Origin of the sequence: Streptomyces sp. NBC_00005, assembly GCF_045160215.1 — a bacterium.
Lineage (GTDB): Bacteria > Actinomycetota > Actinomycetes > Streptomycetales > Streptomycetaceae > Streptomyces.
The window spans coordinates 1,702,211-1,727,909 of the sequence record NZ_CP108316.1; the positions used below are offsets into that span (position 1 = coordinate 1,702,211).

Here is a 25,699-nt window from a genome sequence, read left to right on the forward strand (position 1 = left end):
GACTCAGGAGCGGAAAGCAGGTGGTGGCCATGACCACCTCCCCACCGGCCCTCGACGGCAGGCTGCTGGAGCGGCTGCGCGGATCCGTGCGCGGCGAGATCGTCGAACCGGGCGATCCGGACTACGACGACGCGCGCAAGGTCTACAACGCGATGCACGACAAACGGCCGGCACTCGTCGTCAGGGCGGTCGACTCGGGCGACGTCATCGCCACGGTGGACTTCGCCCGCGAACAGGGCCTGACGCTCGCGGTACGCGGCGGCAGCCACAGCGTCCCCGGCCACGGGACCTGCGACGACGGCGTCGTCCTGGACCTCGGCCGGATGCGTGGGGTCCGGATCGACCCCGACACCCGCACGGCGTGGGTCGAGGGCGGCTGCACCTGGGCGGACGTCAACCACGCCACGCACGCCTTCGGCCTGGCCACCACCGGCGGGATCGTCTCGACCACCGGCGTGGGCGGTCTGACGACGGGCGGCGGCATGGGCCATCTGGCCCGGCGCTGCGGCCTGGTCTGCGACAACCTCGCCTCGGCGGACCTGGTCACCGCCGACGGATCCTTCCTGACCTGCACGGACGAGCAGAACAGCGACCTGCTGTGGGCGGTGCGCGGAGGCGGCGGGAACTTCGGCGTCGTCACGTCCTTCGCCTACCGGCTGCACCCCGTCGCCGACGTCCTGGGCGGGCCGACGTTCTTCCCGCTCGACGCCGACGTGATGCGCGGCTACCGGGAGCTGATCGCGGAGGGTGACGAGCGGCTCGGCGCGCTGCTCGTCGTCGGCCTGGGACCGCCGTTGCCGTTCCTGCCGGAACGCTGGCACGGGCGGCCGCTGTGCGGCGTGGTCACCTGCTGGACCGGTCCCGAGGACGAGGACGACCGCATCCGTGACCGTGTGGCCGGCCTCGGACCGGTGCTGGGCCGGATGGTGGAGCGCATGCCGTACCCGGCGATCAACACCCTCTTCGACGACCTCGTGCCCGCCGGCCTCTTCCACTACTGGAAGGGCGCCTTCACCCAGGGCCTGCCGGACGGTGCGGTCGACGCGTTGGTCGAGTACGGCGCCACGACCCCGTCGATCCAGAGCGTGACGGTCGTCTTCCCCATCGACGGCGCCTGCCACCGGGTCGGCCCGCAGGACACCGCCTTCTCCTACCGGGACGCCGACTTCTCCGTCGCGCTCAGCCCGACCCTCACCACCCGCGAGGACTGCGAGGCCCACAAGAGCTGGGTGCGCGCCTTCCAACAGGCGCTTGCACCGCACGCCATGGAAGGCGCCTACGTCAACTTCATGGACAGCGACGACCAGGACCGCGTCCAGGCCAACTACCGCGGCAACCTCGCCCGGCTGACGGAGCTGAAGCGGCGCTACGACCCGGGCAACCTGTTCCACCTGAACCACAACATCGCGCCCTGAGAAGCGCTCCGCCGAACGCCTTGAGGAATCCTGGGGGCTCGTGGGTGTTGAACCATCCATGAGCTCCCTGATCGCCCAGACCCGCTTCTCCGTCCTCGACCGCTCCCGCACCCGCGAGGGGCACACGAACGCCGAGGCGCTGCGCGACACCGTAGGGCTGGCGCGGGAGCTGGAGGGGCTCGGCTACCGGCGGTTCTGGGTGTCGGAACACCATGGGGTGCCCGGGGTCGCCGGGTCCGCGCCGACCGTGCTGGCCGCCGCCGTCGCGAGCGCGACGCGCACGATCCGGGTCGGCACGGGCGGTGTGATGCTGCCCAATCACCAACCGCTGGTCGTGGCCGAGCAGTTCGGGGTGCTGGAGTCCCTCTTCCCTGGGCGGATCGACATGGGGCTGGGGCGATCGGTCGGCTTCACGGACGGGGTGCGCAGGGCACTGGGCCGGGACAAGGACGACGCCGAGGACTTCGGGGCGCAGCTGGAGGAGTTGCTCGGCTGGTTCCGCGGGACGTCTCCGACGGGAGTGCACGCGCGCCCCGCGGAGGGCCTGACGGTGCCGGCCTTCGTGCTGGCGATGGGCGAGGGCGCCGCCGTCGCCGCCCGCGCGGGCCTGCCCATGGTCATCGGCGACCTCCGCAACCGGGAGAAGATGCAGCGCGGCATCGACCACTACCGCACCCACTTCCAGCCGTCACTCTGGGCACCGGAGCCGTATGTCGTCATCTCCGGCACGATCGCCGTGGCCGCCACACCCGAACAGGCCCGCCGGCTGCTGATACCGGAGGCCTGGTCGATGGCGTACTCCCGCACCCACGGCACCTTCCCGCCGCTGCCGCCCGCCGAGCGCGTCGAAGGGCTTGCGATGAGCGAGAAGGAGCGCGGCCTCTACGAGGCAGGGCTCGCGGGGCACATCGCCGGCACCGAGGAGCAGGTCGCCCACGAACTGGAGACGGTGCTCAAGGAGACGGGGGCGCAGGAGGTGCTGGTCACCACGAGCACGTACGACCGGGCGGCGCTGGTGGACTCGTACCGGCGCCTCGCCCGCCTCGCCTCCGCCGGCCCCACGGGCTGACCGGCGGACGGCGGGGCCGGGGTCTCAGCCGGTGGTGATCACCATCCGGAAGCGGGCGGTGCCGGCCAGCATCTTCCCGTACGCCTCGCCGGCCTGGTCCAGCGGCAGGGTCTCGACCATCGGGCGGATGCCGTGCAGGGCACTGAAGGCCATGGTGTCCTGCACGTCCTGCGCGGTGCCGGACGGATGGCCGCGGATGATCCTGCCGCTCATGAGCAGCTGGCCCGGACTGATCCCCAGGGGCTCGGTATCCGCCCCGATGACCACGAGTTCACCGCGGGGCCTCAGCCCGTCCACGGTCGCCGTGATCGCCGCGGAGTTGCCGGCGGTGGCCAACACGACCCTGGCACCGCCGAGGGACCGCAGCGCCTCCGCGACGGGGGTGGGGGCCGTGCTGTCGACGTAGTGGTGAGCGCCGAGCTGCTTCGCGAAGTCGGCCTTCTCGGCCCCGCGGGCGATCGCCACCGTCTCGAAGCCCATGGCGACCGCGTACTGCACTCCCAGGTGGCCGAGACCGCCCAGCCCGAGCACGGCGACCAGGTCTCCCGGCCGGGCGGAGCTGCGCCGCAGCCCGTTGTAGGTGGTCACGCCCGCGCACGCCATGGGCCCCGCGTCGTTCGCGGACAGGGCTTCGGGGATCCGCGCGAGGGCGTCGGCCGGCGCGACCAGCATCTCGGCGAAGCCGCCGTCGTACGCCCACCCGGGCACCTTGAGGCTCTCGCAGACGATGAAGTCGCCCTGCCTGCACGGTGTGCAGTGGCCGCAGCTGCCCCCGAACCAGCCGACCGTCACCCGGTCGCCCAACTGCCAGCCCCGTTCCTGGGCTCCGTCTCCGAGCGCGTCGATCCGTCCGGCGACCTCGTGCCCGGGGACCACCGGGAAGCTCACGCCCGGCACGCCGGCGTTCACGAAGAGCACGTCGCTGTGGCAGACCCCGCAGGCCTCCACCGCCACGCGTACATGACCGGGGCCCGGCTGGGGCACCTCGCGCTCGACGATCCGGAACGGCCCGCCGGCCTCGGCCACCTGCGCGACTCGATAGCTATCCATCTGTCCCTCCGGGATGGACGGGAAGGGGAGGAAACCCCCGGAACCAGCACACCAGCCCGAGGCCGATCCCGCGCGCGGAATGGAGGAATGAAGGAACGGAGGAGCAGAGGTATGGAGAGGGTCGGGGTGGGTTACGAGATGGCCCGGAGCCGGCTGTGGGGTCGGCGGCGGAGTTGGTCGACCGCCTGGGCGGTCTGCTCGTCCGCGGGCAGGAGGACGACCAACTGCTGGGCGTCCGAGGCGAGTTCGAGCGTCTCGCGGTGCAGCTGAAGTGCGCACCCGGACGGGTGGTTGAGGCGGAGGGTTCCCCGTCGCGGAACCACGTGACGGTTCAGCCGGCGCGTGAACTCCGGGCCGGCGACGGGGGTGAGCTCCGCGGTGAACCACTCGGAGACCTCGATGGACGGTGCGAGCCACAGGTCGAAGACCTGCTGGTCCGCGATGTCGTCCCAGTCGGCGAAGAACGTCCGGGCGCGGGGGTCGGTGAAGACGTGGCGGGTGAGGTTCGGGGCCTCCGCGTCGAGCAGCCCGGTCCCGCTCATCACCGACGCGTAGCCGCTGGTGTGCGCGAGGACGTCGCCGAGCTTGTTGGTCACCATGGCGATGCCCGGTTCCAGGAGGCGGAGTGTCTCCAGGACCGAGGGCCGGACCTCGCGGCGTGGTGGAGCGGGCTGGGTGTGGGCGATGCACTCGCCGCCGCTGATCTTCGCGAGGTAGCGCAGGTGGTTGCGCTCCGACGGGTCGAGGCTGAGCGCGTCGGCGAGCGCGTTCACCACCGTCACCGACGGATTGCGGTCACGGCCCTGTTCGATGCGGGTCAGGTATTCGACGCTGACACCGGCCCGCGTGGCGAGATCCAGGCGCCGCAGCCCCGGTGACCGGCGGCGGCCGCGATCGGGCAGGCCCAGCGATTCCGGCTGGATGCTGTCCCGCTTGGTCCGGATGAAGTCCCCCAACGGCGTACCCATGTGGGGAGCATACGAGCACCGACCGCTGATCGCGCAGTGCTCAGAGTGGCCCTGCGGGGGCCAGCCTGAGCACGGTCTGGTTGGCGTCGCGGTGCGGCCCGATCGTGAGGGGCATGGAGAAGAACACGCACAAGCTGGTGATCATCGTCGGAAGCGTCCGGGACGGACGGTTCGGCCCGGTCGTGGCCTCGTGGGTCGCCGAACAGGCCGCTGTCCACGGGGGTTTCGAGGTGGAGGTCGTCGATCTGGCCGAGATCGACATCCCGTTGGCGCTGCCTGCCGCCTCGCCGAAGTACGCCGGCGACGGTTACCCCCGTCCGACCGGAATGGCGGCCCTGACGTCGGCACTCGAGGGCGCCGACGCGTTCCTCGTGGTCACGCCGGAGTACAACCACAGCTATCCCGCGTCGCTGAAGGCAGCCATCGACTGGCACTACACCCAGTGGACGGCCAAGCCGGTCGCCTTCGTCAGCTACGGCGGTGCGGCGGGCGGGCGGCACGCGGTGCTGCACCTGGAGAACGTGCTGACCGAGTTGCACGCGGTGACGATCCGCGACGGTCTCGCCTTCCCGAACTACTTCACCGCGTGGCAGGACGGTCGTCCCCTCGACGCCGAGGCCCCCGGGTACGCCAAGACGGTGCTCGACCAACTGGCCTGGTGGGCGGCGGCACTTCGGTCGGCACGCAACGCCGCCCCCTACCCGGCGTGAGCCTGGACGGCATCCCGCGCGCTGCGGCACCCTGCGCGATCAGGCTCCCGGCGCGGCTCTGAGGCCGTCGACGATGAGGGCGAGGATGCGTTCCGCCCGCTCCTCTCCCCCTCGCGCCGGGTCGATCCGCCACAGCACGCTGAGCTGGAGCAGAACGTCCTCCGGGTCGAGCCCGGGCTTGAGGGAGCCGTCGGCGGCGCCCGCGTCGAGGAGGACGGCGATGGCGCCGACGAAGGGGGCGTAGTACTCGTCGTCGAGGCCGCCGTTGGTCGCGGCGTGGATCACCTCGGCGACGCCGTACTTGAGCCGTCCGTAGTGGGCGACCTCGTCGAACCAGTGCCGGAGCGCCTCCAGGGGCGGATGCTGCCGCAGCAGCTCGGGCGCCCGGTCGATCAGGTGCTGGATGTCGTGGCGGTAGAGCTCCAGGACGAGCGCCTCCCGCGTGGGGAAGTGGCGGTAGAGCGTTCCGATGCCGACACCGGCCTGCTTGGCGATCGCGGTGAGGGAGGCGGAGCTGGACTCGGCGAGCGCGTCACGGGCGACGGTCAGGATCCGCTCCCGGTTGCTGAGCGCGTCTTTCCGGGTCGGCTTCGCGGAGGGTGGCGGATTCACGGGGTCGGTCGTCCCATCGGTCGGGGTCGGCGTCGATTGCCAACCGGAGGGGCCTCCGGTACGTTGGGAGACGTAACGGAGGGCCCTCCGGTTCATTCTGGCACACCCACCCCACTCCGTGGAGGACAGTCATGCCCGAGCTGGTTCTGGTCACCGGGGGCAGCGGTTACATCGCCGGCTGGTGCATCGCCGAGCTGCTGCGGCGGGGCTACGACGTGCGGACGACGGTGCGCTCCGCCGGTCGCGAGCAGTCCGTCACCGACGCGGTGTCGAGCGTCGTCGATCCCGCCGGGCGGCTCGGTTTCGCCGTCGCCGACCTCACGGCCGACGAGGGTTGGGACGAGGCGCTCAAGGGCGTCGACCACGTCCTGCACGTCGCCTCCCCACTCGGCGGCGCCGCCTCGGACGATCCCGACGCCCTGATCGCTCCCGCCCGCGACGGCGCGCTGCGGGTCCTGCGCGCGGCCACCGCGGCCGGCGTGCGGCGCGTCGTGATGACCTCGGCGGCAAACGCGGCGAGCCCCTCGTCGTACGCCACCGAAGGTGTCACCGACGAGACGCTGTGGACCGATCCGGAGGACCCGACCCTGATCCCCTACCGCCGTTCCAAGACCCTCGCAGAGCGCGCGGCCTGGGACTTCATGGAGGCGTACGACGGTCCGACCGAGCTGGCCACCGTGCTCCCGGGGGCCGTCTTCGGCCCGATCCTGACGACGGACAACATCGGGTCCGTCGGCATCGTCGGCCGCATGGTCGCGGGCGAGATGCGCGGCATCCCCCGGATCGGCCTGGAGGTCGTCGACGTCCGTGACCTCGTCGATGTCCACATCCGGGCGATGACGTCACCGGCGGCCGCGGGTCAACGCTTCCTCGCCACCGGCGAGTTCATGTGGATGGCGGACATGGCCCGCATCCTCCGCGACGGCCTGGGCGAGCACGGCCGCCGGGTGTCCACCCGCCAGGTACCGGACCTCCTCGTCCGGCTGGTGGCCCGCTTCCGGGACCCGTACCTGCGGGAGATCACCCCCGCGCTCGGCCGCCGCAACCGGCACAGCACCGAGAAGGCGCGCAGCGTCCTGGGCTGGCGGCCGCGCCCCGCCCGGCAGACGGTGCTCGACTGCGCCGAGAGCCTCGTCGCGCACGGCGCGGTCTAGGGGCCGGCGGTCGGGCGGTCCGGCGGTCCGGCGGTCCAGGGGATGGAATTCGTCCGGACGACCGGACCGTCCCACGCCGCCCCTCCCGGAACCCCGTCCCCTTTCGCCCCGGCTCCGACCAGCGGTCACAGCACAACCTTTAGGCTGCTGCCGTTGGTCAACTCATGGAGTGGCCAGGGGATCTGGGGGGACGAGGGGCGATGAATCATGCGACTGAGGTGTTCCAGCCATTGCAGGCGGACGATCCGTCGGTAGTGGCCGGTTACCGCCTGGCCGCCCGGCTCGGCGCGGGTGGCATGGGACGGGTCTACCTGTCGCACACACAGGGCGGCCGACCGGTGGCGATCAAGGTGGTGCGGCCGGAGCTGGCCGACGACCCGGCCTTCCGGCGGCGGTTCGGCCGGGAGATCAAGGCGGCCCGTCAGGTCCGGGGCGCGTACACCGCCGAACTGATCGACGCCGACGCGGACGGCGTACCGCCCTGGCTGGCCACGCTGTACGTGCCCGGACCCTCCCTCGCCGAGGCCGTCGCCCGGCGCGGACCACTGCCGGTTCCAGCGGTGCTGTGGCTGATGGCGGGGGTGGCCGAGGCGCTGCAGGCCATCCACGGCGGGGGAATCGTGCACCGGGACCTGAAGCCGTCGAACGTGCTGCTGGCCGCCGACGGACCGCGGGTGATCGACTTCGGCATCTCGCTGGCCTCCGACGCCACCTGGAACACCGCCACCGGACTCACCGTCGGCACGCCCCAGTTCATGGCTCCCGAGCAGGCGACCGCGGGTGAGGTCACGGCGGCGACCGACGTCTTCGCGCTCGGGCAGACGGCGGCGTTCGCGGCACTGGGCGAACCGCTGTACGGAGACGGCCCCTCGGCCGGCGTGCTGTACCGGATCGTGCACTCGGAACCCGACCTGTCCCTGCTGCCCGAGCAACTGCGTCCGCTGATCGCCCGGTGCCTGGCGGCCGACCCGGAGGAGCGGGCCACCCCGGCGGAGGTCGTCGAATGGTGCCGACAGGAGCTGGGCCAGGACCCCGAGGCGGGCGCCGGACCGACCGTCTGGCGGGAGGTCACGGGGCCGGAGGTGACGGTTCCGGCCCCGGTCCGTGCCCCCGCCCCTGCCCCAGCTCCCGCGCACACGCTGCCGCTGATCACACAGCCGTTGCTCGCGCAGCCGCAGTTGCAGCTGCGGCCGACGGAGCCGGGCGAGCTGCGGGCCCGCCGAAGACGCATCGCGCTGATCACGACCGCCTGCGTGGCGGCGGGCGCGCTGCTGCTGGCAGGCCTGACCTGGACGGTCTGGAACGCGGTGGACCGGCTCCGCCACCGGGACACGGCCTCGTCCTCGACGCCGGGTCCGGCGACCTCCCCACGATCGTCGACGTCCTCGTCGGCGTCCGCACCGGTCTCGGGGACCGGCGCCGGTGACGGGGCAGCCGGGACGTCGGGCCCGTCCTCGACCGCGCCCTCGACGCCGCAGGCCGAGGCATACCCCCAGCAGTCGCTGGACGAGAAGACCTCGCTGAGCTTCAAGGAGCCGATCCAGCGCAAGGACCGCAAGGGCGACATCCGCTTCGACTGCAAGTCGATCGGCTGCGCGCTGGAGAGCGACACCAGCGTGATCCTCCAGCTGTTCGGCAAGCCGGGAGCCACCCTCGATCTGTGCCGTCTCATGCTCGGCGGCGCGAAGAGTCACCGCCTCCCGCTGGCCGCGGCGGCGAGCGGCACCGAGATCTGCGTCAAGCACCGCAACGGAGACATCGCGCTGCTCGTGGTCCAGGTGAAGTCGACCGCGCTGTGGGACACCCCCGGGATCAGCTTCCTCACCGCGGACATGACGATCTGGCGGGCGGCCTAGACACGACGATCTGGCGGCGGCCTAGACACATCGCAGCACGGCCCCGCACCCGCGGAGGCCAACGCGCGTGAAGCACCCCGCTCGCATAGGATCGCGGGGTTTGTCCCCGTCCACGCCCCGTTCCCGTCTTCGTCCCGTCCCCTCTCAGTCCCGTCCCCGGCCGCAGATCCATACGGAGTTTCCCTTCATGCACGACGCCCACGACCCCTATGTCCGCGTCCGCGGCGCCCGTGAGCACAACCTCAAGGGCGTGGACGTCGACATCCCGCGGGACGTGTTGACCGTGTTCACAGGCGTGTCCGGGTCCGGTAAGTCCTCACTCGCCTTCGGCACCATCTACGCAGAGGCCCAGCGCCGCTACTTCGAGTCGGTCGCTCCGTACGCGCGCCGTCTGATCCACCAGGTCGGCGCGCCGAAGGTCGGCGAGATCACCGGACTGCCGCCCGCGGTCTCCCTCCAGCAGCGCCGCTCGGCACCGACGTCCCGCTCCTCCGTCGGCACCGTCACCAACCTCTCGAACTCCCTGCGGATGCTGTTCTCCCGCGCCGGCGACTACCCACCCGGCGCCGAGCACCTCGACTCGGACGCGTTCTCCCCCAACACGGCTGCCGGGGCCTGCCCCGCGTGTCACGGCCTGGGCCAAGTCCACCGTACGGCCGAGGAGTTGCTGGTCCCCGACGCGTCCCTGTCGATCCACGACGGTGCGATCGCCGCGTGGCCGGGCGCCTGGCAGGGCAAGAACCTCCGCGACATCCTCGACACACTCGGGTACGACGTGGACCGCCCCTGGCGCGAACTCCCCGCCGATCAGCGGGAGTGGATCCTCTTCACGGACGAGCAGCCGGTCGTCACCGTCCACCCCGTGCGGGACGCGAACCGCATCCAACGCCCCTACCAGGGCACGTACATGAGCGCCCACCGCTATGTCATGAAGACCTTCTCGGACTCCAAGAGCCCGACGCTGCGCGCCAAGGCGGAGCGCTTCCTGACCAGCACCCCCTGCCCGGCGTGCGGTGGCAGCAAGCTGCGTCCGGAGGCGTTGGCGGTGACCATCGCGGGCCGCACGATCGCCGAGCTGGCCGCGCTGCCGATCACGGAGCTCGCCTCCGCCCTGGACGCCACCTCCGAGGCCGCCCGCGTCCTCACCGAGGACCTCGAGTCCCGTATCGCACCGATCCTCGAACTCGGCCTCGGCTACCTCAGCCTGGACCGCTCGACCCCCACCCTCTCGGCGGGCGAACTGCAGCGACTGCGCCTCGCGACGCAGCTGCGCTCCGGACTGTTCGGTGTCGTCTACGTCCTCGACGAACCGTCCGCGGGACTGCACCCGGCGGACACGGTGGCCCTGCTCACGGTCCTGGAGCGGCTCAAGTCGGCGGGGAACTCGGTGTTCGTGGTCGAGCACCACCTCGACGTCGTCCGCGGCGCCGACTGGCTGGTGGACGTGGGCCCGCGCGCGGGCGAGCACGGCGGAGAGGTGCTGCACAGCGGCCCGGTGCCGGAACTGGCCTCGGTCGCCGAGTCCGCGACGGCCCGCTTCCTGTTCGACCGCTCCCCCGCCGTCGTACGCCAAGTACGCACCTCCCGCAGTCAGTTGAAGGTCGGGCCGGTCACCCGGCACAACCTGCGCGGGGTGACGGCCGAGTTCCCGCTCGGCGTGTTCACGGCGGTCACCGGGGTGTCGGGTTCGGGGAAGTCCACCCTGATCGGTGAGATCACCGACGAGTCGGCGGGCGTCGAACGCCTCGTTTCAGTCGACCAGAAGCCCATCGGCCGCACCCCGCGCTCCAACCTGGCGACGTACACGGGCCTCTTCGACGTCGTACGCAAGGTGTTCGCGGCCACCGACCAGGCGCGCGCCCGGAGTTACGGCGTCGGCCGCTTCTCCTTCAACGTGGCGGGCGGGCGCTGCGAGACCTGTCAGGGCGAGGGGTTCGTCAGCGTCGAGCTGCTGTTCCTGCCGAGCACGTACGCACCGTGCCCGGACTGCGGCGGGGCCCGCTACAACCCCGAGACGCTCCAAGTGACGTACCGGGAACGGAACATCGCACAGGTGCTGGACCTGACGGTGGAGAGTGCGGCGGAGTTCTTCGCGGACACCCCGGCGGTGGCCCGCAGCCTCACCACCCTGCTCGACGTGGGCCTCGGGTACCTCCGCCTGGGCCAGCCCGCCACGGAGCTGTCCGGCGGCGAGGCCCAACGCATCAAGCTGGCCAGCGAGTTGCAGCGCGGCCGCCGGGGCCACACCCTGTACCTCCTCGACGAGCCGACCACTGGCCTGCACCCGGCCGACGTCGAGGTCCTGATGCGCCAACTGCACGGCCTCGTCGACGCCGGCCACACCGTGATCGTCGTCGAGCACGACATGTCGGTGGTGGCCGGCGCGGACTGGGTGATCGACCTGGGCCCGGGCGGCGGAGACGCGGGCGGGCGGATCGTCGCGGCGGGGACACCGATGGAGGTGGCGGGGGTGGACGGGAGCGCTACGGCGCCGTATTTGGAGCGGGTGCTGCCTCGACGTACGGCGTGAGCGCACCGCGTTCGTGGACGACCTCGACGCACGCGTCGCCGGGATCGCCGACCGGGGCCTGGAGCCCACGAGCAGCGAGACCTACGCGAACGGCGTGCGCAAGGTCACCTACCACGATCCGGACGGCAACGAGTTCGGATTCGGCGGCGCTCCGCAGTGATCAGTCGGTGGTGAGCAGACCGGCGACGAGGTCGCGGGGCAGGCCGTGGGTGTCGTGGAGGTACTGGTAGTCCTCCTCGCTCAGCGGGCCCTCGAACTCCCGCCGGGAGAGCACCCGTTGCCCTCGTTCGAGGAGATTGGTGAAGCGCTGCTCCTCGTCCAGGAGGAACTCGCGGACGGTGCCGGTTCCGCAGGACTGGTGGAAGTGGTCCAGCGTGTGGCCGACGAGTTCCACGGGCAGGTCGGTCAGAGTGCGTGAGGGATCGTCGCGCCGCAGCGTGGTGAGGACGCGCCGGATCAGGCGACGCAGTACATGGCCGCGGCCGGTGTTGGACGGGCGTACGCCGTCGCCGAGTACCACGATGCCCGAGCGCAGGTGGTCGCAGACGAGTCGCGTCGACGGCTCGTCCAGGTCCCACAGCGGCGGAAGAAGCCGCATCCACGGTTCGAACAGATCCGTCTCGTAGACCGAACGGTGTCCCTGCAGGACCGTCATCAGCCGTTCCAGCCCCATGCCGGTGTCGATGCCGGGCTGGGGCAGGGGTTCGAGACTGCCGTCCTCCTTGCGGCGGTAGCGCATGTTCACGTGGTTCCAGATCTCCACCCACCGCGGGTCGGTGGTGGGAGTGCCCTGGGGTGGGGTGCCGGGGTCTCCGGTCCAGACGAAGATCTCCGAATCGGGGCCGCAGGGGCCGACGGGCCCGTTGGACCACCAGTTCTCGTCGTCGGTCGGCTCCACGGGCAGCCCCAACTCCTGCCAGGTGCGCAGGGATTCGGTGTCGGGGCCGACCTGGTCGTCTCCGCCGAAGACCGTGACGTACAGCCGATCCTGCGGGATGCCGAATCCGTCGCGCAGCAGCTCGTATCCCCAACGCAGGCTCTGCGAATGGCTGTAGTCGCCCAGGGACCACGAGCCGAGCATCTCGAAGACCGTCAGGTGGGTGAGGTCGCCGATCTCGTCGAGGTCGGTGGTGCGCAGGCAGCGCTGGAGGTTGATCAGGCGTCGTCCTTGGGGATGCGGGCGGCCTTGAAGGTACGGCGTGAGGGGGTGCATGCCGGAGGTGGTGAACAGCACGGGGTCCGAGGGCGGCGGCAGGAGGGTGCTTCCGGTGATGAGCCGGTGCCCGCGCTCGCGGTAGAAGTCGGTGAACGTCCGTACGGTCCGGTCGGTGTTCATGGCGGTGTTCCTTCGGGTCATGGGGACCGGAAAGAACCGCGGGAGCAGCCTGCGAGCCTGCGAAGAGGGGTGGAGCCCACGTCCCGGCGATCCGTTTCCGGCCGCCGGGGAGAAGAGGTGGTGAGGTCAGGCGTCGGCAGCCAGCGAGTTGGTCGCTCGCGCGGCTGCGGTGTGGCTGCAACAGGTCCTGACGTTCATGGCAGCAACGCTAACAGGGGACGGCCGACCCGTCGCCGGGTTTTCTCCCCGCTGGAGCAGCCCCCTGCCTGCTCGGACACGCCTTGCCCGCTCGAAATCCACTGCTCGCGCCCGGGGACCGGCGTCAGGGTCTCGTGCCATGCGACTGACGGTTCTCGGCGGCTGCGGCGCGTGGCCCACGGCGGTCCGGGCGTGCAGCGGCCACCTCGTCGAGTACGACGGATTCCGCCTGCTGGTCGATCCCGACTACGCCACGCTGCCCCGCCTGCTGCGGCACGCCACCGTCACCGCGGTCGGCGCCGTGCCGATCAGCCACGGACACCCCGACCACTGCGCCGGCTTCGACCCTCTGCTCCGTGCCCGACCAGGAGACCTAGGCCACCAACGCCGTGTGGATCCAGCCCGGTTGGAGCGTCTCCCCCGGCTGGGCCGCACGGGCGAGTGAGCGCCGGTCGCCGTGGCTGCCCGGCGCGATGGCGTCCCGTACGTCGACCTCGGCCACCAGCCCCCGCGCCGACACCACCCGCCACACCGATGCCAGCAGCGAGTCGTCGCCGATGAAGGCGGGCGCCGTGCTGGCCGTACCCCCGACGATCCGGTACCGCAGACGCACCGGCTGCACGGCAACGCCCGCGTCGAGGGCGGCCTGGAAGACGGCCCGGCGGAAGAAGCCCTGCGCGCGTCCGCACCAGGTGCTGCCCTCGGGGAAGACCGCGACCGCTCCCCCGCCGCGCAGTACGTCCGCGATCCGGGCGACCGTCTCCGGGAGGGCCCGCAGCCGGTCGCGGTCGATGAACAGGACGCCGCCACGGGCGACCAGCGGCCCCGCCACGGGCCAGCGCCGGATCTCGGCCTTGGCGAGCATGCGGGCCGGGCGGACGGCGGCGAGCAGCGGGATGTCGAGCCAGGAGATGTGGTTGGCGACCAGGAGCAGGCCCCCGGTGGGGGCGGCGGCGGTGCCGGTGAAACGGACCTGGACCCCTGCGGCCCGTACGACCCACCGGCACCACCGCTTCACCAACTCGGCGGGGATCAGCCCGCCGATCGGCGTCAGCACGACCCCGGCCAGCACCAGGGCCGTGACCGCCGCCATCCGCAGCACGGCACGCGGTACGGCCGTGGCGGACCCCGTCGGCTCGATGCACGCCCCCGGGGTGCAGGGCGCGGTGGGCAGCCAGACGCTCATCAGGCCGGTACGAGGGAGAGGAAGTGCCGCAGATAGCGTGAGTTGACCCGGCGCATCGACAGCAGCACGTACAGGTCGGCGACCCCGAAGTCCGGGTCGTGCGCGGGCTGCGCGCACACCCAGGCGCCGAGGCGGAGGTAGCCGCGCAGCAGGGCGGGCAGTTCGGCGTGCGCGCTCGCCGGGGCGGCGGTGTCCGGGACCCAGGGCAGCAGCGGCCGTACGCGGTACTCCTCCGGGGCCAGGTACTTGCCCCGCACCCGCTCCCAGGTCGCGGAGGCGAGCGCCCCGCCGTCGGCGAGCGGGATGGAGCAGCAGCCGGCCAGCCACTCGTGGCCGCGGTCCACCATGTAGCGGGCGATCCCGGCCCAGATGAGTCCGATGACGGCGCCGTCGCGGTGGTCGGGGTGGACGCAGGAGCGGCCGACCTCGACGAGGCCGGGCCGGATCGCGTCGAGCGCGGTCAGGTCGAACTCGCCCTCGGAGTACAGCCGTCCGGCGACCGCGGCGCGCTCCGGCGGCAGCAGCCGGTAGGTGCCGACGACCTGTCCGGTCACCTCCTCGCGCACCAGTAGGTGGTCGCAGTACGCGTCGAAGGCGTCGATGTCGTGGCCCGGCTGGGCGGTGGCCAGCCGGGCGCCCATCTCTCCGGCGAAGACGTCGTGCCGCAGCCGCTGCGCGGCACGCACGTCGGCCTCGTCGCGGGCGAGGGAGACGGTGTAGCGGGTGGGGGCCGCGGGCTGCGGGGGGCGGTCGAGCGTGGAAACGCCGGTCATGGCTCTCTCCTGGTCACGGGCCGGGGGGCGGCTCAGCGGCGAGCGATGCCGCCGTTCCTGTTGTGCCGACGCCGGTTGTCCGTGGCGTGACCCGCGAAGGGAGAGACGATGTGGGGTTGTTGAATGCCAGGGGTGCCTGGCGGAGCCGGGACGAGCACCGCACCCGGCCCCGCCCGTCCGCACACTGCCGGCGAACGTTCGGTGAGCTGGGGCGTCTAGCGCTTGGCCACCTTGCGCGTCGCCCGCAGCCATTCCTTGTTCATGCTGGTGATGGACACCAGCGGGATGCCCTTCGGGCAGGCGGTGGCGCACTCCCCGGTCAACGTGCAGCCGCCGAAGCCCTCTTCGTCCATCTGCGCCACCATGTCCAGCACCCGGGTCTCGCGTTCGGGCGCGCCCTGCGGCAGGACGTTCAGGTGGTTGATCTTGGCGGAGGTGAAGAGCATGGCCGCCCCGTTCGGGCAGGCCGCCACGCACGCCCCGCACCCGATGCACTCGGCGTGCTCGAAGGCGAAGTCTGCGTCCGGCTTCGGTACGGGCGCGGCGTGGGCCTCGGGTGCGGCGCCGGTCGGGGCGGTGATGTAGCCGCCGGACTGGATGATCCGGTCGAAGGCCGAGCGGTCGACGACCAGATCCTTGATCACCGGGAAGGCGGAGGCACGCCACGGCTCGATGTCGATCGTGTCGCCGTCCTGGAAGGACCGCATGTGCAGCTGACAGGTGGTGGTGCGCTCGGGCCCGTGCGCGTCGCCGTTGATCACCAGGCTGCACGCGCCGCAGATGCCCTCGCGGCAGTCGTGGTCGAAGGCGACCGGGTCCTCTCCCTTGAGGATGAGCTCCTCGTTGAGGGTGTCGAGCATCTCCAGGAAGGACATGTCGGAGGAGATGCCGTCCACCTCGTACGTGGACATGGTGCCGTCGGCGTCGGCGTTCTTCTGCCGCCAGACGCGCAGGGTGAGCTTCATGCGTAGCTCCGCTGAGTGGGGTGGACGTACTCGAAGACCAGGTCTTCCTTGTGCAGGGTCGGGGCCTCGCCCGTGCCGGTGAACTCCCAGGCCGCCCCATAGCCGAACTCTTCGTCCCGGCGGGCCGCTTCGCCGTCCGGGGTCTGCGACTCCTCGCGGAAGTGGCCGCCGCAGGACTCGGCGCGGTGCAGTGCGTCGAGGCACATGAGCTCGGCGAGTTCGAGATAGTCGACGACGCGGTTGGCCTTCTCCAGCGACTGGTTGAACTCCTCGCCGGTGCCGGGCACCTTGATCCGCCGCCAGAACTCCTCGCGGATCTGCGGGATGCGTTCGAGCGCCTTGCGCAGTCCGCTGTCGGTGCGGGCCATGCCGCAGAACTCCCACATGAGTTCGCCGACCTCGCGGTGGAAGGAGTCGGGGGTGCGGTCGCCGTCGACGGCCAGGAGCAGGCCGAGGCGGTCCTCGGTCTCGGCCAACACCTCCTGGACGGCGGGGTGTTCGAGGGTCACCTCGCTCTGGTGCGGGTTGCGGGCGAGGTAGTCGTTGATGGTCGCCGGCAGCACGAAGTAGCCGTCGGCCAGGCCCTGCATCAGCGCGGAGGCGCCGAGGCGGTTCGCGCCGTGGTCGGAGAAGTTGGCCTCGCCGATCGCGAACAGGCCCGGGACGGTGGTCTGCAGGTCGTAGTCGACCCACAGGCCGCCCATCGTGTAGTGCACGGCCGGGTAGATGCGCATCGGGACCGAGTACGGGTCCTCGGCGGTGATCCGCGCGTACATGTCGAAGAGGTTGCCGTACTTCTCCTCGACCGCCTTGCGGCCCATCCGCTCGACGGCGTCGGCGAAGTCCAGGTAGACGCCCTGGCCGCCGGGGCCGACGCCCCTGCCCTCGTCGCAGACGTTCTTCGCGGCGCGGGAGGCGATGTCGCGCGGGACCAGGTTGCCGAAGGACGGGTAGATGCGCTCCAGGTAGTAGTCGCGCTCGTCCTCGGGGATCTTGTTCGGCGGCCGGTCGTCGCCCTTGGCCCTGGGCACCCAGATCCGGCCGTCGTTGCGCAGCGACTCGCTCATCAGGGTGAGCTTGGACTGATGGTCGCCGGTGCGCGGGATGCAGGTCGGATGGATCTGGGTGAAGCAGGGGTTGGCGAAGTAGGCGCCGCGCCGGTGGGCCCGCCAGATGGCGGTGGCGTTGGAGTTCATGGCGTTGGTCGACAGGTAGAAGACGTTGCCGTAGCCGCCACTTGCGAGGACCACGGCGTCCGCGAAGTACGTGTCGATCTTCCCGGTGATCAGGTCGCGGGCCACGATGCCGCGGGCCCGTCCGTCCACGACGATCAGGTCGAGCATCTCGGTGCGCGGGTGCATCTCGATGTTGCCTGCGGCGATCTGCCGGCTGAGTGCCTGGTAGGCGCCGAGCAGCAGCTGCTGGCCCGTCTGGCCGCGGGCGTAGAAGGTCCGCGACACCTGTACCCCGCCGAAGGAGCGGGTGTCGAGCAGTCCGCCGTACTCGCGGGCGAACGGCACGCCCTGCGCCACGCACTGGTCGATGATCTCCACCGAGATCTGCGCGAGCCGGTGCACGTTCGACTCCCGCGCGCGGAAGTCGCCGCCCTTGACGGTGTCGTAGAACAGCCGGTGGATGGAGTCGCCGTCGTTGCGGTAGTTCTTCGCGGCGTTGATGCCGCCCTGCGCGGCGATGGAGTGGGCGCGTCGCGGGGAGTCCTGGTAGCAGAACTGGACGACGTGGTAACCCTGTTCGGCGAGCGTGGCGCCCGCGGAGCCGCCCGCGAGCCCGGTGCCGACGACGATGACGGTGTGCTTGCGCCGGTTGGCCGGGTTGACCAGCTTGGCCTCGAAACGGCGCTTGTCCCAGCGCTCGTTGACGGGACCGGTCGGGGCCTTGGCGTCGACGACCGGCTCACCGGTCGCGTAGTCCACGTACTCAGCAGTCATGTTCAGCTCACCACTCCGGTCATGACGCCCACGGGTACGGCGATGAAGCCGGCCGTGAGCAGCAGCGCGAGGACGTTGGCGGTCGCCTTGAGGGCGCGGTCGCGGGCGCGGCTGCCGACGCCGAGGGTCTGGGCCGCGCTCCAGAAGCCGTGCCGCACGTGCAGGCCGAGCGCGAGCATCGCGACGATGTAGATGACGTTGCCGTACCAGGTGGAGAAGGTGTCCACGACGTTCTGGTACGGGTGGCCCTCCTGGAAGCCGCCCGAGTGCACGGTGCCGGTGGTCAGGTCCAGGATGTGCCACACGATGAACAGGCCGAGGATGGTGCCGCCCCAGCGCATGGTGCGCGTCGCGTAGCTCGCCTTCGGCTTCTTGTGCACGTACTTGTTCGGCCGCGCCTTGATGTCGCGGCGGCTGAGCTGGTACGCGGACGTGGCGTGGGCGACGACGGCGACCACCAGCACGACGCGGATCAGCCAGAGCGTCCACTCGTAGTGCATGAACGGCTCGCCGATCGTGCGCAGCCAGTGGGCGTAGTGGTTGAACTCGCCCATCCCGAAGAAGATCTTCAGATTCCCGATCATGTGGACGACCAGGTACAGCAGCATGATCAGTCCGCTGACCGCCATCACCGTCTTCTTGCCGACGGAGCTGTCCCACACGGTGCGTGCCATGGACGGCCGTCGATCCGTCCGCGTTGCCAGAGCCATGAGTCAAGACGCTAGAGCCGAAGGGGCCAATCGGTCCAAGACATGGTCCGGCTCGATTCCATAGGCAACCGCTATCGTACGGCTAGGGTGGAGGCATGCAGTTCCAGCAGCTCCAGTACTTCGTGGCGGTCGCCGAGACGCGGCACTTCACCCGGGCCGCGGACCTGGTCCATGTCGCGCAGCCGTCCCTGTCCCAGCAGATCAAGTCGCTGGAGCGGGAGCTCGGGGCCGATCTGTTCCTGCGGGCGCGCGGCAACATCACCCTCACCGACGCGGGCGAGGCACTGCTGCCGCTGGCCCGCCGCATCCTGGCCGACGCGGACACGGCCCGGCACGAGGTGCAGGAGCTGGTGCAGCTGCGCAGCGGCCGGATCCGGCTGGGCGCGACGCCGAGTGTGTGCACGGGCCTGCTGCCGGACGTGCTGCGCGCCTTCCACGACCGCTATCCCGGCATCCGGCTGCTGATCGAGGAGGGCGGTTCCCACGATCTCGTACGGGAACTCGCCCGCGGCGCTCTCGACCTCGCCCTGGTCGTCCTGCCGCTGCCGACGCCGTCCCCGGCACTGACGACCGTGGAGCTGCTGCGCGAGGACCTGGTCGTGGTGTCGTCCCCGGAGTCACCCCCACCGGGCGGCCCGGGCCGGCGCACCGTACGCATCGCCGACCTGGAGAACGAACCGCTGGTGATGTTCCGGCACGGCTACGACCTGCGCGAACTGACCGTGGCCGCGTGCCGCGCCGAGGGCTTCGAACCGGACTTCGCGGTGGAGGGCGGCGAGATGGACGCGGTCCTGGGCTTCGCCCGGGCGGGCCTCGGTGTGGCCGTCGTCCCGCGCATGGTCGCGACCCGTTCCGGCCGGGGGCTACGGGTCACTCCCCTGGCCCGCCCCGGACTGCACCGGACGATCGCCCTGGCGCACCGCAGCGACGTGGCTCCGCCGCGGGCGGCGCGGGAGTTGCAGCAGATGCTGCTGGAACGCTGAGCGGGTCGGTCTCGCGCGGCACCGGCGTGCCCTGGTGGTAGTACATGCGCCAGCCCGTCTCCTCGTCACGCTTGCGCCACAGGGAGCTGCGCCGGGCCCGTCGGCCGTCGAAGACCGTCTCGAACGTGAGGTGCACCAGACCGGGGGCCAGCAGGACACCCGTGATCTCCGACGGCTCGTAGCGCGGGCCGTCCGCCGCGCTGCCCGGCTTGTCGGGCAGCCCGGCGATCGTCTCCTCGTACGTGTAGCGCCGGCCCGAGGCGCCGACCTCCACGAACTCGGGGTCGATCAGCCGGGCGCCTTCGGCGCAGGAGCGGACGGCGGGATCCAGGAGGCGCAGTTCGCCCGCAATAGCCTCGTTGACGTCTTGTGCGTCATGTGTTTCGTGGTTCACCCGTGCATCGTCGCGTGCGACCCCGGCGCCTGCGCCACCGGATGACGCGGTCGTCATCCCCTCACACCCACGCGCGCCGAACGACCGCTACCGCGCCGGGAGTTCACAGATGCCGACCGGGATAGGCCTGCGACCGACGTCGGTTGCGCAGGTGCACGCCTGCCCCGGTGGCGGCCGTGAGGACGAGCGCGGCCCACCACGGCAGCAGAAGGCCCGTGATCACCAGCACGACGGCCGCGACGGAGAGGGCTTCGGACTTGCCGGGCGCGCGGCCGGCGGGCAGTGGGGTGTCGGTCCATGACTGGTGTGGCGCGCCCGGGAGTTGGGGTGTGGTGGCAGCCGCCGGGTGGGTCGGGTGGGTGGGCGGACGGAGCGGGGGTTCGGTGTTCCGGGCCGGGTCCGACTGGGGCTGCGGCGGGACCGCGGGCCCGCTCCGTGGTCGCGGTGGCGCGGTGGTTTCGTGCGGCATCGCCAGCTGGTCCAGCCGGGTCGGTGGGCGGACCGGTGTGGATCGGGGTGGCTCCGGTGTCGTCCGGGTGGCGGCGTCGACCGGTGCGGGGCGCGGGGTGTCGAGCGGAGGCGGGACCGGCACCGGACCGGTGAGCGTGCCGAGCATGCCGCGCACCTCCGTCGCCGAGCCCGGCCGGTCGCCCGGTTCCTTGGCCAGCAGGGCGAGGATCAACTCGTCCCACTCCGGCGTCAGTTCGGGGCGCAGACGGCTCGGCCGCAGCGGCGGCTCGTCCATGTGCTTGCGCAGCAGGACATGCCAGAGGGGTGCCTCGAACGGCGGGCGGCCGGTGACGAGTTCGTAGAGGATGCAGCCCAGGGAGTACAGGTCGGTGCGCCGGTCGACGGGACCGTCGCCGCGGGCCTGCTCCGGCGACATGTAGGCGGGCGTGCCCACGATCGAGCCGGTGACGGTCAGTGTGGTGGACGACCCGGTGCCGTCGAGGATGCGGGCGATGCCGAAGTCCAGCACCTTCGCCGTGCGGTCCTCGGGTTCGTCCCGGTCCCCGCCGGTGACCAGGACGTTCGCCGGCTTCATGTCCCGGTGCACCACGTCCGCCGCATGGGCCGTGGACAGCGCCCGGCACATCTGGTCGGTCCACCGGGCGGTGTCCGCCAGGGCCGGCCGGCCGTCGTCGCGGATCACCCGGTCCAGCGGCCGCCCGGTCAGCAGTTCCATCACCAGGTACGGCACCTCGGCATCACCGGCCGTGCGTGCCGTGCCCAGCTCGTGGACGGTGACGATGTACGGGCTGGACAGGCGCGCGGCGGCGCGCGCCTCCCGCACGAAACGGGCCGCGACACTCGGATCGTGGCCCGCGCCGATCCCGGTGAGCAGTTTGACGGCCACGTCACGGTGCAGGTGCTCGTCGTAGGCCCGCCACACCTCGCCCATGCCGCCGGAACCGATCCGGTCGGCCAGTCGGTAGCGCCCGTCGAGCAGTTGCTCCGACATCCGTCCCCCTCCGTGCCCGTGCCGTTCGTGTCAGCCGATGGCGTCCACCAGCGCCAGTTCGTGCAGCCGGTCCGGTGGGCCGGGGCGGGCGTAGTACCAGCCCTGGGCGGTGTCGCAGCCCAGTATCCGCAACTGCTCGGCCTGGGCGCCGGTTTCGACGCCCTCGACCGTGACCGCGAGGTTCAGGCTGTGGGCCAGCGAGACGATCCCCTCGACGATCTTGAGGTCGACGGGGTCCGCCGGGAACTGCTGCATGCTCTGCGTGAACGACCGGTCCAGCTTGAGGATGCTCACGGGCAGGCGGCGCAGGTTGGCAAGGTTCGAGTAGCCGGTGCCGAAGTCGTCCAGGGCGATGTCGACGCCCATTTCGGCGAGCCGACGCAGCGGTTTGAGCAGGTCGTCGTCGGCGCCGATGAGGGCCGACTCGGTGACTTCCAGGCACAGCGCGTCCGGTTGGACGCCCGCACGCTCCAGGATGTCGACGGTGTCCTGGACCAGGCCGGGGTGGGTGAGCTGGCAGGGCGAGAGGTTGACGTTGATGCGGAGCGGGCCCGCGTCGTCGTACCGTTCTCGCCATTCGCGGGCCTGGCGCACCGACTGCTCCAGGACCCAGCGCCCCAACGGCACGATGAGGCCGGTGTGTTCGGCGAGCGGGATGAAGCGGTCCGGGCCGAGGACGCCGTGCTGCGGGTGCAGCCAGCGCACCAGGGCCTCGGCGCCGCGCACAGTGCCGTCGCCGAGGTGGACCAGCGGCTGGTACTCGATGAAGAACTCGCCCCGGTCCAGGGCCGCCGGCAGCGCGGTGGTGAGGCCGTGCCGGGTGATGGCGCGGGCGTCGGCCTCCTCGTCGGCGAGCTCGAAGCGGTTGCCGCCCGCCGACTTGGCCCGGTACATGGTGATGTCGGCGCTGCGCAGCACCTCCGCCGGGCTGCGCTCCCCCGCCGGCCCCTCGACGATGCCGATGCTGCCGCGCACGGTCAGCTCCCGGCCGTCGATGCTGATCGGGGCGATCAGGGCGTTCATGATGCGGGCGGCGAGCTCGTCGACCTCGCGCTCGGTGTCGGGCCCGGTGGTCAGCGCCACGAACTCGTCGCCGCCGAGCCGCGCGACCATCTCGCCGGGAGCGGTCGCGCATCCCTGCAGCCGGTCGGCGACCTCGACGAGCAGCCGGTCGCCGGCCGCGTGACCGAGGCTGTCGTTGACGGTCTTGAAGCCGTCCAGGTCGAGGTAGCACAGCCCGAAGCGCTGGCCCGCGCCCGCACCCAGCGCCTTCTCCAGACGCTCGAAGAAGAAGGTGCGGTTGGGCAGGCCGGTGAGCGCGTCGTGCGTGGCCTCGTAGCGCAGGCGGAGGTTGAGCAGCCGGCGCTCGGTGGTGTCCTCCATGAGGGCCAGCTGGTACTGCGGCTCACCGTCGGCGTCGCGCAGGAGAGAGACCGTCAGGTTGGTCCACAGGACCGTTCCGTCAGGTCGGTAGAACGCTTTCTCGACGTGGTAGTGCTCGCGCTCGCCGCGGACGAGTTCGTCGTAGAGCGTCCAGGTCTGCGGCGCGTCCTCGGGATGGGTCCACTCCCTGACGTTGCGACCGCCCATGGTCTGCTCGGAGATGCCGAACATGCGCAGCAGCGCGCCGTTGACCTGGAGGATGTTGCCCTCCAGGTCGGCCATGCCGATTCCTATGGCCGCGCCTTCGAACACCGCGCGGAAACGGGCCTCGGTCGCGTGCAGCGCCTGTGCCACCACGCCCTGCGCCTGGAGGGCGGCCGCGGAGATCGCCTCCTGCTCGGCCAGCGTCCGCTCGCGCAGCGCCTGTGCGAACCCGGCGGCCATGGCGTGCTGCAACCGTGAGGAGCGCGCCCGCAGTTCCTCCTGGTCGCCCTCCTCGCCGCAGTAGAGCACCAGGTAGGCGTCGACGCAGTCCAGCGTGCGGGCGAGCGCCTCCGGGTCGGTGCAGTGCGCGCCGACGAGGGCGGCACCGACCGCCCTGCCCTCCTCCGCGTCGAGGATCCGGGTGTGCAGCGCCTGGCTCAACCTCCGGGCCAGCGGCAGGAGTTGCTCCTCGAACTCCGGCCGGGTCAGCGACGTCGAGGTCGCCGGGAACACCGCCCGGCTCCAGATCGTCGCGAACCTGCGCAGTCTGTCCTGGGGCCCGTCCGGTTCCGCACTCACGCCGTACGCCCCACGCCGGCGAACCCGGAGAAGGCATACGGATCCTCGTCCCGAGGCTCCTCCTGCGGCCGCCACAGCGGCGGCGCCACCAATCCCGGTTCCACCATGTCGTACCCCTCGAAGAACCGCGCGATCTCCTCGCGCGAGCGCATGATCAGCGGGTTGCGGATGTCCTTGTACACGTCCACCGCGCCCTCGGCCCGCTCCGCCGGCAGCGGGATTCCCTCGTACGAGGCATGCGTGAGCACGAGCAGGCTGCCGGGCGCGAGCGCGTCGCGCAGCTCGGCGACCGACTCGTACGGGTCGTCCGCGTCTTCCACGAAGTGCAGTATGGCAACGAGAAGGAGCGCCACCGGCCGGTTCAGGTCGATCAGTCGCTCCACTTCGGCGCTCGCGAGGATCTCCTGCGGCTTGCGGAGGTCGGCGGCGACCACGCCCGCGCCCTCGTTGCCCTCCAGGACAGCCTGGCTGTGCGCCACCGCGACGGGGTCGTGGTCGACGTACACGACGCGCGCATCGGGGTTGGCCGTCTGGGTCACCTCGTGGACGTTGCCGAAGGTGGGGATGCCGGAACCGACGTCCAGGAACTGGTCGATGCCCTCGTCGAGGGCGAAGCGCACCGCGCGGCGCATGAACGCCCGGTTCGCCTGCATGACCTTGGGGAGTCCCGGCATGAACTCCATTGCCCTGCGGGCCGCTTCCCGGTCGACCTCGAAATTGTGCGAACCGCCCAGGTAGTAGTCATAGATCCGCGAAACACTGGGCACCGAGATGTCGATGCTCCGGGGGGCCCAGGCGGGACGCTCCATCTATCTCTCCAAGGCGTAGGCGATCCGGTGTTCGAGCTGAGGCTACTGATCGCCTGCCAACGGGGCGAGCTGAAACGGAAATTGACCATCCGTTCCCGGTCACTGCCAGCGGCACGTGCCGCACACGCCCGGTGAAAAACGGCAAAACGCCAAAACGGCCCGCCCCCTCCGTGCGGTGCGGAGGGGGCGGACCTACGGCCGTACGCGCTGTCCGGTGCGATCAACCCTGGGGAGGTGACGCCTACTTCTTCAGCGCGCCGACCGGCTTTCCGTCGGGCGCCATCGCGTACCACGTGCCGCCCACGCCCTGACCGTTGGTGTCTCCGGGTTCCGTGTCACCGGAGAAGGTGTACGCCGGCCAGCAGTCGACGGTCATCTGCTTGACGCCGTCGGGCCGGGTGAAGCCCATGAGGCCCTTCTTCTCGATTCCCTTGGTGTCGTTGGGCTCGACCGGGGCGACGGCCGGCCACTTCTCCAGGCAGGAACCGGTGCAGTTGGAGATCGGGTCCGGCCAGGCCACGTCCTTCAGGAAGCGGTAGACCGTCATGCCCTTCTTGTCGACGACGATGTCACCGAGCTTGGCGTCCTTGCGGACGGACAGTCCGGGCAGGCTCGCCAGGGTGGCCTTCTTGCCGTCGGGGGCGAGCGCGTACCACTTGCCGCCCACACCCTGACCGGCGATGTCCCCGGCCTTGGCGTCCTTCGCGTAGCGGTACGCCGGCCAGCCGCCGATGGTCAGCTGCTTGCTGCCGTCGGACCGGGTGACCTCGCCGAGCAGGGCCTTGTCGATGCCGGCGCCGGCCGTGGCGTCGTCCGCGGGAACCGGCGGCCAGGTCTTGGCACAGTCGCCGTCACAACTCGACTTGGGCGGCTCGGCGGTGTCCGCGTCGAAGCGGTACAGCGTCAGACCGGCGCCGTCGGTCAGCACCTTGCCGAGCTCGGCGTTCTGGGTGACGGCAAGCTTGCCCGCGGCGGAGGCCTGGGCCGCCGAGCCCTGCCCGTCCGCACCGTAGCCATTACTGGGACTGGCACTGGCAGTGCCACCTGCGCCGACGCTGCCGTAGCCGCCCGCCGCAGCGGTGGCGCCCACGTTCTGGCTGCCCACCCCCGACGTGCCGCTTTCCTGACCGCACGCCGTCGTCAGCGCCAGTACAGCCGCAGCGCTTGCCACGAGTGAGGCGCTCCGCCAGGAGGTCTTCATCATCAACTCCCCATAATCACAACCGTGTTGCAGCGCCCTACTACGCCGCCGCACGAGCATGGGTACGAATGAGACCTGCGGTTGTGTTCAACCGCCTCACAAATTTCTTTCCGGAACCTGTGCCACCGGTGCGTCAACTCGCACACGCGTGCGCGTCCATGGGCGTCCGGGCGCACTCCCGTCAAACCACCGCATGCCGTTGT

The 25,699-nt window shown here is 71.2% G+C and carries 22 protein-coding genes and 1 pseudogene; 9 read left to right on the forward strand and 14 right to left on the reverse strand.

Annotated features, from left to right (window positions below; all coding sequences use genetic code 11):
* Window positions 1–29: 29 nt before the first annotated feature.
* Both OG303_RS08225 and OG303_RS08230 read left to right on the forward strand, forming a co-directional pair.
* Window positions 30–1,415, forward strand: coding sequence for an FAD-binding oxidoreductase (locus tag OG303_RS08225; RefSeq protein WP_405866308.1), 1,386 nt, complete (start codon window positions 30–32; stop codon window positions 1,413–1,415).
* 58 nt (window positions 1,416–1,473) lie between these two features.
* Complete coding sequence (locus OG303_RS08230) at window positions 1,474–2,484, forward strand: LLM class flavin-dependent oxidoreductase (RefSeq protein ID WP_405866310.1); 1,011 nt, start codon at window positions 1,474–1,476, stop codon at window positions 2,482–2,484.
* A gap of 24 nt (window positions 2,485–2,508) precedes the next feature.
* Here the strand turns inward: OG303_RS08230 and OG303_RS08235 are convergent, their stop codons facing one another.
* Together OG303_RS08235 and OG303_RS08240 are read right to left on the reverse strand one after the other, a co-directional pair.
* On the reverse strand, window positions 2,509–3,534 hold the full coding sequence (locus OG303_RS08235; RefSeq protein WP_405866312.1) for an alcohol dehydrogenase: 1,026 nt from the start codon (window positions 3,532–3,534) through the stop codon (window positions 2,509–2,511).
* Between the two features lie 131 nt (window positions 3,535–3,665).
* Complete coding sequence (locus OG303_RS08240) at window positions 3,666–4,502, reverse strand: helix-turn-helix domain-containing protein (protein WP_405866314.1); 837 nt, start codon at window positions 4,500–4,502, stop codon at window positions 3,666–3,668.
* 113 nt (window positions 4,503–4,615) lie between these two features.
* On the opposite strand from OG303_RS08240, the gene OG303_RS08245 reads away from it, so the two are divergent.
* A complete protein-coding gene (locus tag OG303_RS08245; protein WP_405866316.1) occupies window positions 4,616–5,212 on the forward strand; it encodes an NADPH-dependent FMN reductase in 597 nt (198 codons plus the stop codon).
* Window positions 5,213–5,251: 39 nt separating this feature from the next.
* Here the strand turns inward: OG303_RS08245 and OG303_RS08250 are convergent, their stop codons facing one another.
* A complete protein-coding gene (locus OG303_RS08250; protein ID WP_405866318.1) occupies window positions 5,252–5,824 on the reverse strand; it encodes a TetR/AcrR family transcriptional regulator in 573 nt (190 codons plus the stop codon).
* 131 nt (window positions 5,825–5,955) lie between these two features.
* Between OG303_RS08250 and OG303_RS08255 the strand changes: the two genes are divergently transcribed.
* The 4 genes from OG303_RS08255 to OG303_RS08270 all read left to right on the forward strand — a co-directional run bounded on the left by OG303_RS08255 (window position 5,956) and on the right by OG303_RS08270 (window position 11,524).
* A complete protein-coding gene (locus OG303_RS08255; protein ID WP_405866320.1) occupies window positions 5,956–6,978 on the forward strand; it encodes an NAD-dependent epimerase/dehydratase family protein in 1,023 nt (340 codons plus the stop codon).
* Between the two features lie 200 nt (window positions 6,979–7,178).
* Window positions 7,179–8,834: a serine/threonine-protein kinase gene (locus OG303_RS08260; RefSeq protein WP_405866322.1), complete on the forward strand. Its 1,656-nt coding sequence runs from the start codon at window positions 7,179–7,181 to the stop codon at window positions 8,832–8,834.
* A gap of 187 nt (window positions 8,835–9,021) precedes the next feature.
* A complete protein-coding gene (locus OG303_RS08265; RefSeq protein ID WP_405866324.1) occupies window positions 9,022–11,364 on the forward strand; it encodes an ATP-binding cassette domain-containing protein in 2,343 nt (780 codons plus the stop codon).
* Between the two features lie 13 nt (window positions 11,365–11,377).
* Window positions 11,378–11,524, forward strand: a complete 147-nt coding sequence (locus OG303_RS08270) for a hypothetical protein (RefSeq protein WP_405866326.1) — start codon at window positions 11,378–11,380, stop codon at window positions 11,522–11,524.
* On the opposite strand, the gene OG303_RS08275 is transcribed toward OG303_RS08270, so the two are convergent.
* Window positions 11,525–12,700 (reverse strand): alanine--tRNA ligase-related protein, encoded by a 1,176-nt coding sequence (locus OG303_RS08275; RefSeq protein WP_405866328.1) that lies wholly within the window; start codon window positions 12,698–12,700, stop codon window positions 11,525–11,527.
* A gap of 337 nt (window positions 12,701–13,037) precedes the next feature.
* Between OG303_RS08275 and OG303_RS08280 the strand changes: the two genes are divergently transcribed.
* On the forward strand, window positions 13,038–13,343 hold the full coding sequence (locus tag OG303_RS08280; protein ID WP_405866330.1) for an MBL fold metallo-hydrolase: 306 nt from the start codon (window positions 13,038–13,040) through the stop codon (window positions 13,341–13,343).
* Here the strand turns inward: OG303_RS08280 and OG303_RS08285 are convergent.
* From OG303_RS08285 to OG303_RS08305, 5 genes are all read right to left on the reverse strand, one after another.
* The gene (locus OG303_RS08285; RefSeq protein WP_405866332.1) at window positions 13,272–14,084 is read right to left on the reverse strand and encodes a lysophospholipid acyltransferase family protein; all 813 of its coding nucleotides are present in this window, start codon (window positions 14,082–14,084) and stop codon (window positions 13,272–13,274) included. The genes OG303_RS08280 and OG303_RS08285 overlap by 72 nt on opposite strands.
* A complete protein-coding gene (locus tag OG303_RS08290; RefSeq protein ID WP_405866334.1) occupies window positions 14,084–14,857 on the reverse strand; it encodes a GNAT family N-acetyltransferase in 774 nt (257 codons plus the stop codon). The genes OG303_RS08285 and OG303_RS08290 overlap by 1 nt, the downstream gene beginning before the upstream one ends.
* Before the next feature lie 215 nt (window positions 14,858–15,072).
* Window positions 15,073–15,822 (reverse strand): succinate dehydrogenase/fumarate reductase iron-sulfur subunit, encoded by a 750-nt coding sequence (locus OG303_RS08295; RefSeq protein ID WP_405866336.1) that lies wholly within the window; start codon window positions 15,820–15,822, stop codon window positions 15,073–15,075.
* On the reverse strand, window positions 15,819–17,771 hold the full coding sequence (locus OG303_RS08300; protein ID WP_405866338.1) for a fumarate reductase/succinate dehydrogenase flavoprotein subunit: 1,953 nt from the start codon (window positions 17,769–17,771) through the stop codon (window positions 15,819–15,821). Before OG303_RS08300 ends, OG303_RS08295 begins: the two co-directional genes overlap by 4 nt.
* A gap of 2 nt (window positions 17,772–17,773) precedes the next feature.
* Window positions 17,774–18,445 carry a succinate dehydrogenase gene (locus OG303_RS08305; RefSeq protein ID WP_405866340.1) on the reverse strand — a complete coding sequence of 224 codons (672 nt, stop codon included), beginning with the start codon at window positions 18,443–18,445 and terminating at the stop codon, window positions 17,774–17,776.
* Between the two features lie 131 nt (window positions 18,446–18,576).
* On the opposite strand from OG303_RS08305, the gene OG303_RS08310 reads away from it, so the two are divergent.
* On the forward strand, window positions 18,577–19,464 hold the full coding sequence (locus OG303_RS08310) for a LysR family transcriptional regulator (protein WP_405866341.1): 888 nt from the start codon (window positions 18,577–18,579) through the stop codon (window positions 19,462–19,464).
* 13 nt (window positions 19,465–19,477) lie between these two features.
* On the opposite strand, the pseudogene OG303_RS08315 reads toward OG303_RS08310, so the two are convergent.
* The 5 genes and pseudogenes from OG303_RS08315 to OG303_RS08335 all read right to left on the reverse strand — a co-directional run.
* Window positions 19,478–19,915, reverse strand: a pseudogene (locus OG303_RS08315) (DUF4440 domain-containing protein); the annotation flags it as partial.
* A gap of 46 nt (window positions 19,916–19,961) precedes the next feature.
* Window positions 19,962–21,320 (reverse strand): protein kinase domain-containing protein, encoded by a 1,359-nt coding sequence (locus tag OG303_RS08320; RefSeq protein WP_405866343.1) that lies wholly within the window; start codon window positions 21,318–21,320, stop codon window positions 19,962–19,964.
* Between the two features lie 30 nt (window positions 21,321–21,350).
* The gene (locus tag OG303_RS08325) at window positions 21,351–23,486 is read right to left on the reverse strand and encodes a putative bifunctional diguanylate cyclase/phosphodiesterase (protein WP_405866345.1); all 2,136 of its coding nucleotides are present in this window, start codon (window positions 23,484–23,486) and stop codon (window positions 21,351–21,353) included.
* Window positions 23,483–24,295, reverse strand: coding sequence for an SAM-dependent methyltransferase (locus tag OG303_RS08330; protein ID WP_405866347.1), 813 nt, complete (start codon window positions 24,293–24,295; stop codon window positions 23,483–23,485). Before OG303_RS08330 ends, OG303_RS08325 begins: the two co-directional genes overlap by 4 nt.
* 241 nt (window positions 24,296–24,536) lie before the next feature.
* On the reverse strand, window positions 24,537–25,496 hold the full coding sequence (locus OG303_RS08335; protein WP_405866349.1) for an SCO0930 family lipoprotein: 960 nt from the start codon (window positions 25,494–25,496) through the stop codon (window positions 24,537–24,539).
* Window positions 25,497–25,699 lie beyond the last annotated feature (203 nt).

Bases quoted from the DNA above. Each gene is read 5' to 3' on its own strand.
- OG303_RS08265 (WP_405866324.1), top strand. From the start codon at position 9,022: ATGCACGACGCCCACGACCCCTATGTCCGCGTCCGCGGCGCCCGTGAG.
- OG303_RS08335 (WP_405866349.1), bottom strand. From the start codon at position 25,496: ATGAAGACCTCCTGGCGGAGCGCCTCACTCGTGGCAAGCGCTGCGGCT.
- OG303_RS08235 (WP_405866312.1), bottom strand. From the start codon at position 3,534: ATGGATAGCTATCGAGTCGCGCAGGTGGCCGAGGCCGGCGGGCCGTTC.
- OG303_RS08300 (WP_405866338.1), bottom strand. From the start codon at position 17,771: ATGACTGCTGAGTACGTGGACTACGCGACCGGTGAGCCGGTCGTCGAC.
- OG303_RS08320 (WP_405866343.1), bottom strand. From the start codon at position 21,320: ATGTCGGAGCAACTGCTCGACGGGCGCTACCGACTGGCCGACCGGATC.
- OG303_RS08330 (WP_405866347.1), bottom strand. From the start codon at position 24,295: ATGGAGCGTCCCGCCTGGGCCCCCCGGAGCATCGACATCTCGGTGCCC.
- OG303_RS08295 (WP_405866336.1), bottom strand. From the start codon at position 15,822: ATGAAGCTCACCCTGCGCGTCTGGCGGCAGAAGAACGCCGACGCCGAC.
- OG303_RS08240 (WP_405866314.1), bottom strand. From the start codon at position 4,502: ATGGGTACGCCGTTGGGGGACTTCATCCGGACCAAGCGGGACAGCATC.
- OG303_RS08260 (WP_405866322.1), top strand. From the start codon at position 7,179: ATGAATCATGCGACTGAGGTGTTCCAGCCATTGCAGGCGGACGATCCG.
- OG303_RS08280 (WP_405866330.1), top strand. From the start codon at position 13,038: ATGCGACTGACGGTTCTCGGCGGCTGCGGCGCGTGGCCCACGGCGGTC.
- OG303_RS08275 (WP_405866328.1), bottom strand. From the start codon at position 12,700: ATGAACACCGACCGGACCGTACGGACGTTCACCGACTTCTACCGCGAG.
- OG303_RS08225 (WP_405866308.1), top strand. From the start codon at position 30: ATGACCACCTCCCCACCGGCCCTCGACGGCAGGCTGCTGGAGCGGCTG.
- OG303_RS08230 (WP_405866310.1), top strand. From the start codon at position 1,474: ATGAGCTCCCTGATCGCCCAGACCCGCTTCTCCGTCCTCGACCGCTCC.
- OG303_RS08290 (WP_405866334.1), bottom strand. From the start codon at position 14,857: ATGACCGGCGTTTCCACGCTCGACCGCCCCCCGCAGCCCGCGGCCCCC.
- OG303_RS08285 (WP_405866332.1), bottom strand. From the start codon at position 14,084: ATGAGCGTCTGGCTGCCCACCGCGCCCTGCACCCCGGGGGCGTGCATC.
- OG303_RS08310 (WP_405866341.1), top strand. From the start codon at position 18,577: ATGCAGTTCCAGCAGCTCCAGTACTTCGTGGCGGTCGCCGAGACGCGG.
- OG303_RS08305 (WP_405866340.1), bottom strand. From the start codon at position 18,445: ATGGCACGCACCGTGTGGGACAGCTCCGTCGGCAAGAAGACGGTGATG.
- OG303_RS08245 (WP_405866316.1), top strand. From the start codon at position 4,616: ATGGAGAAGAACACGCACAAGCTGGTGATCATCGTCGGAAGCGTCCGG.
- OG303_RS08255 (WP_405866320.1), top strand. From the start codon at position 5,956: ATGCCCGAGCTGGTTCTGGTCACCGGGGGCAGCGGTTACATCGCCGGC.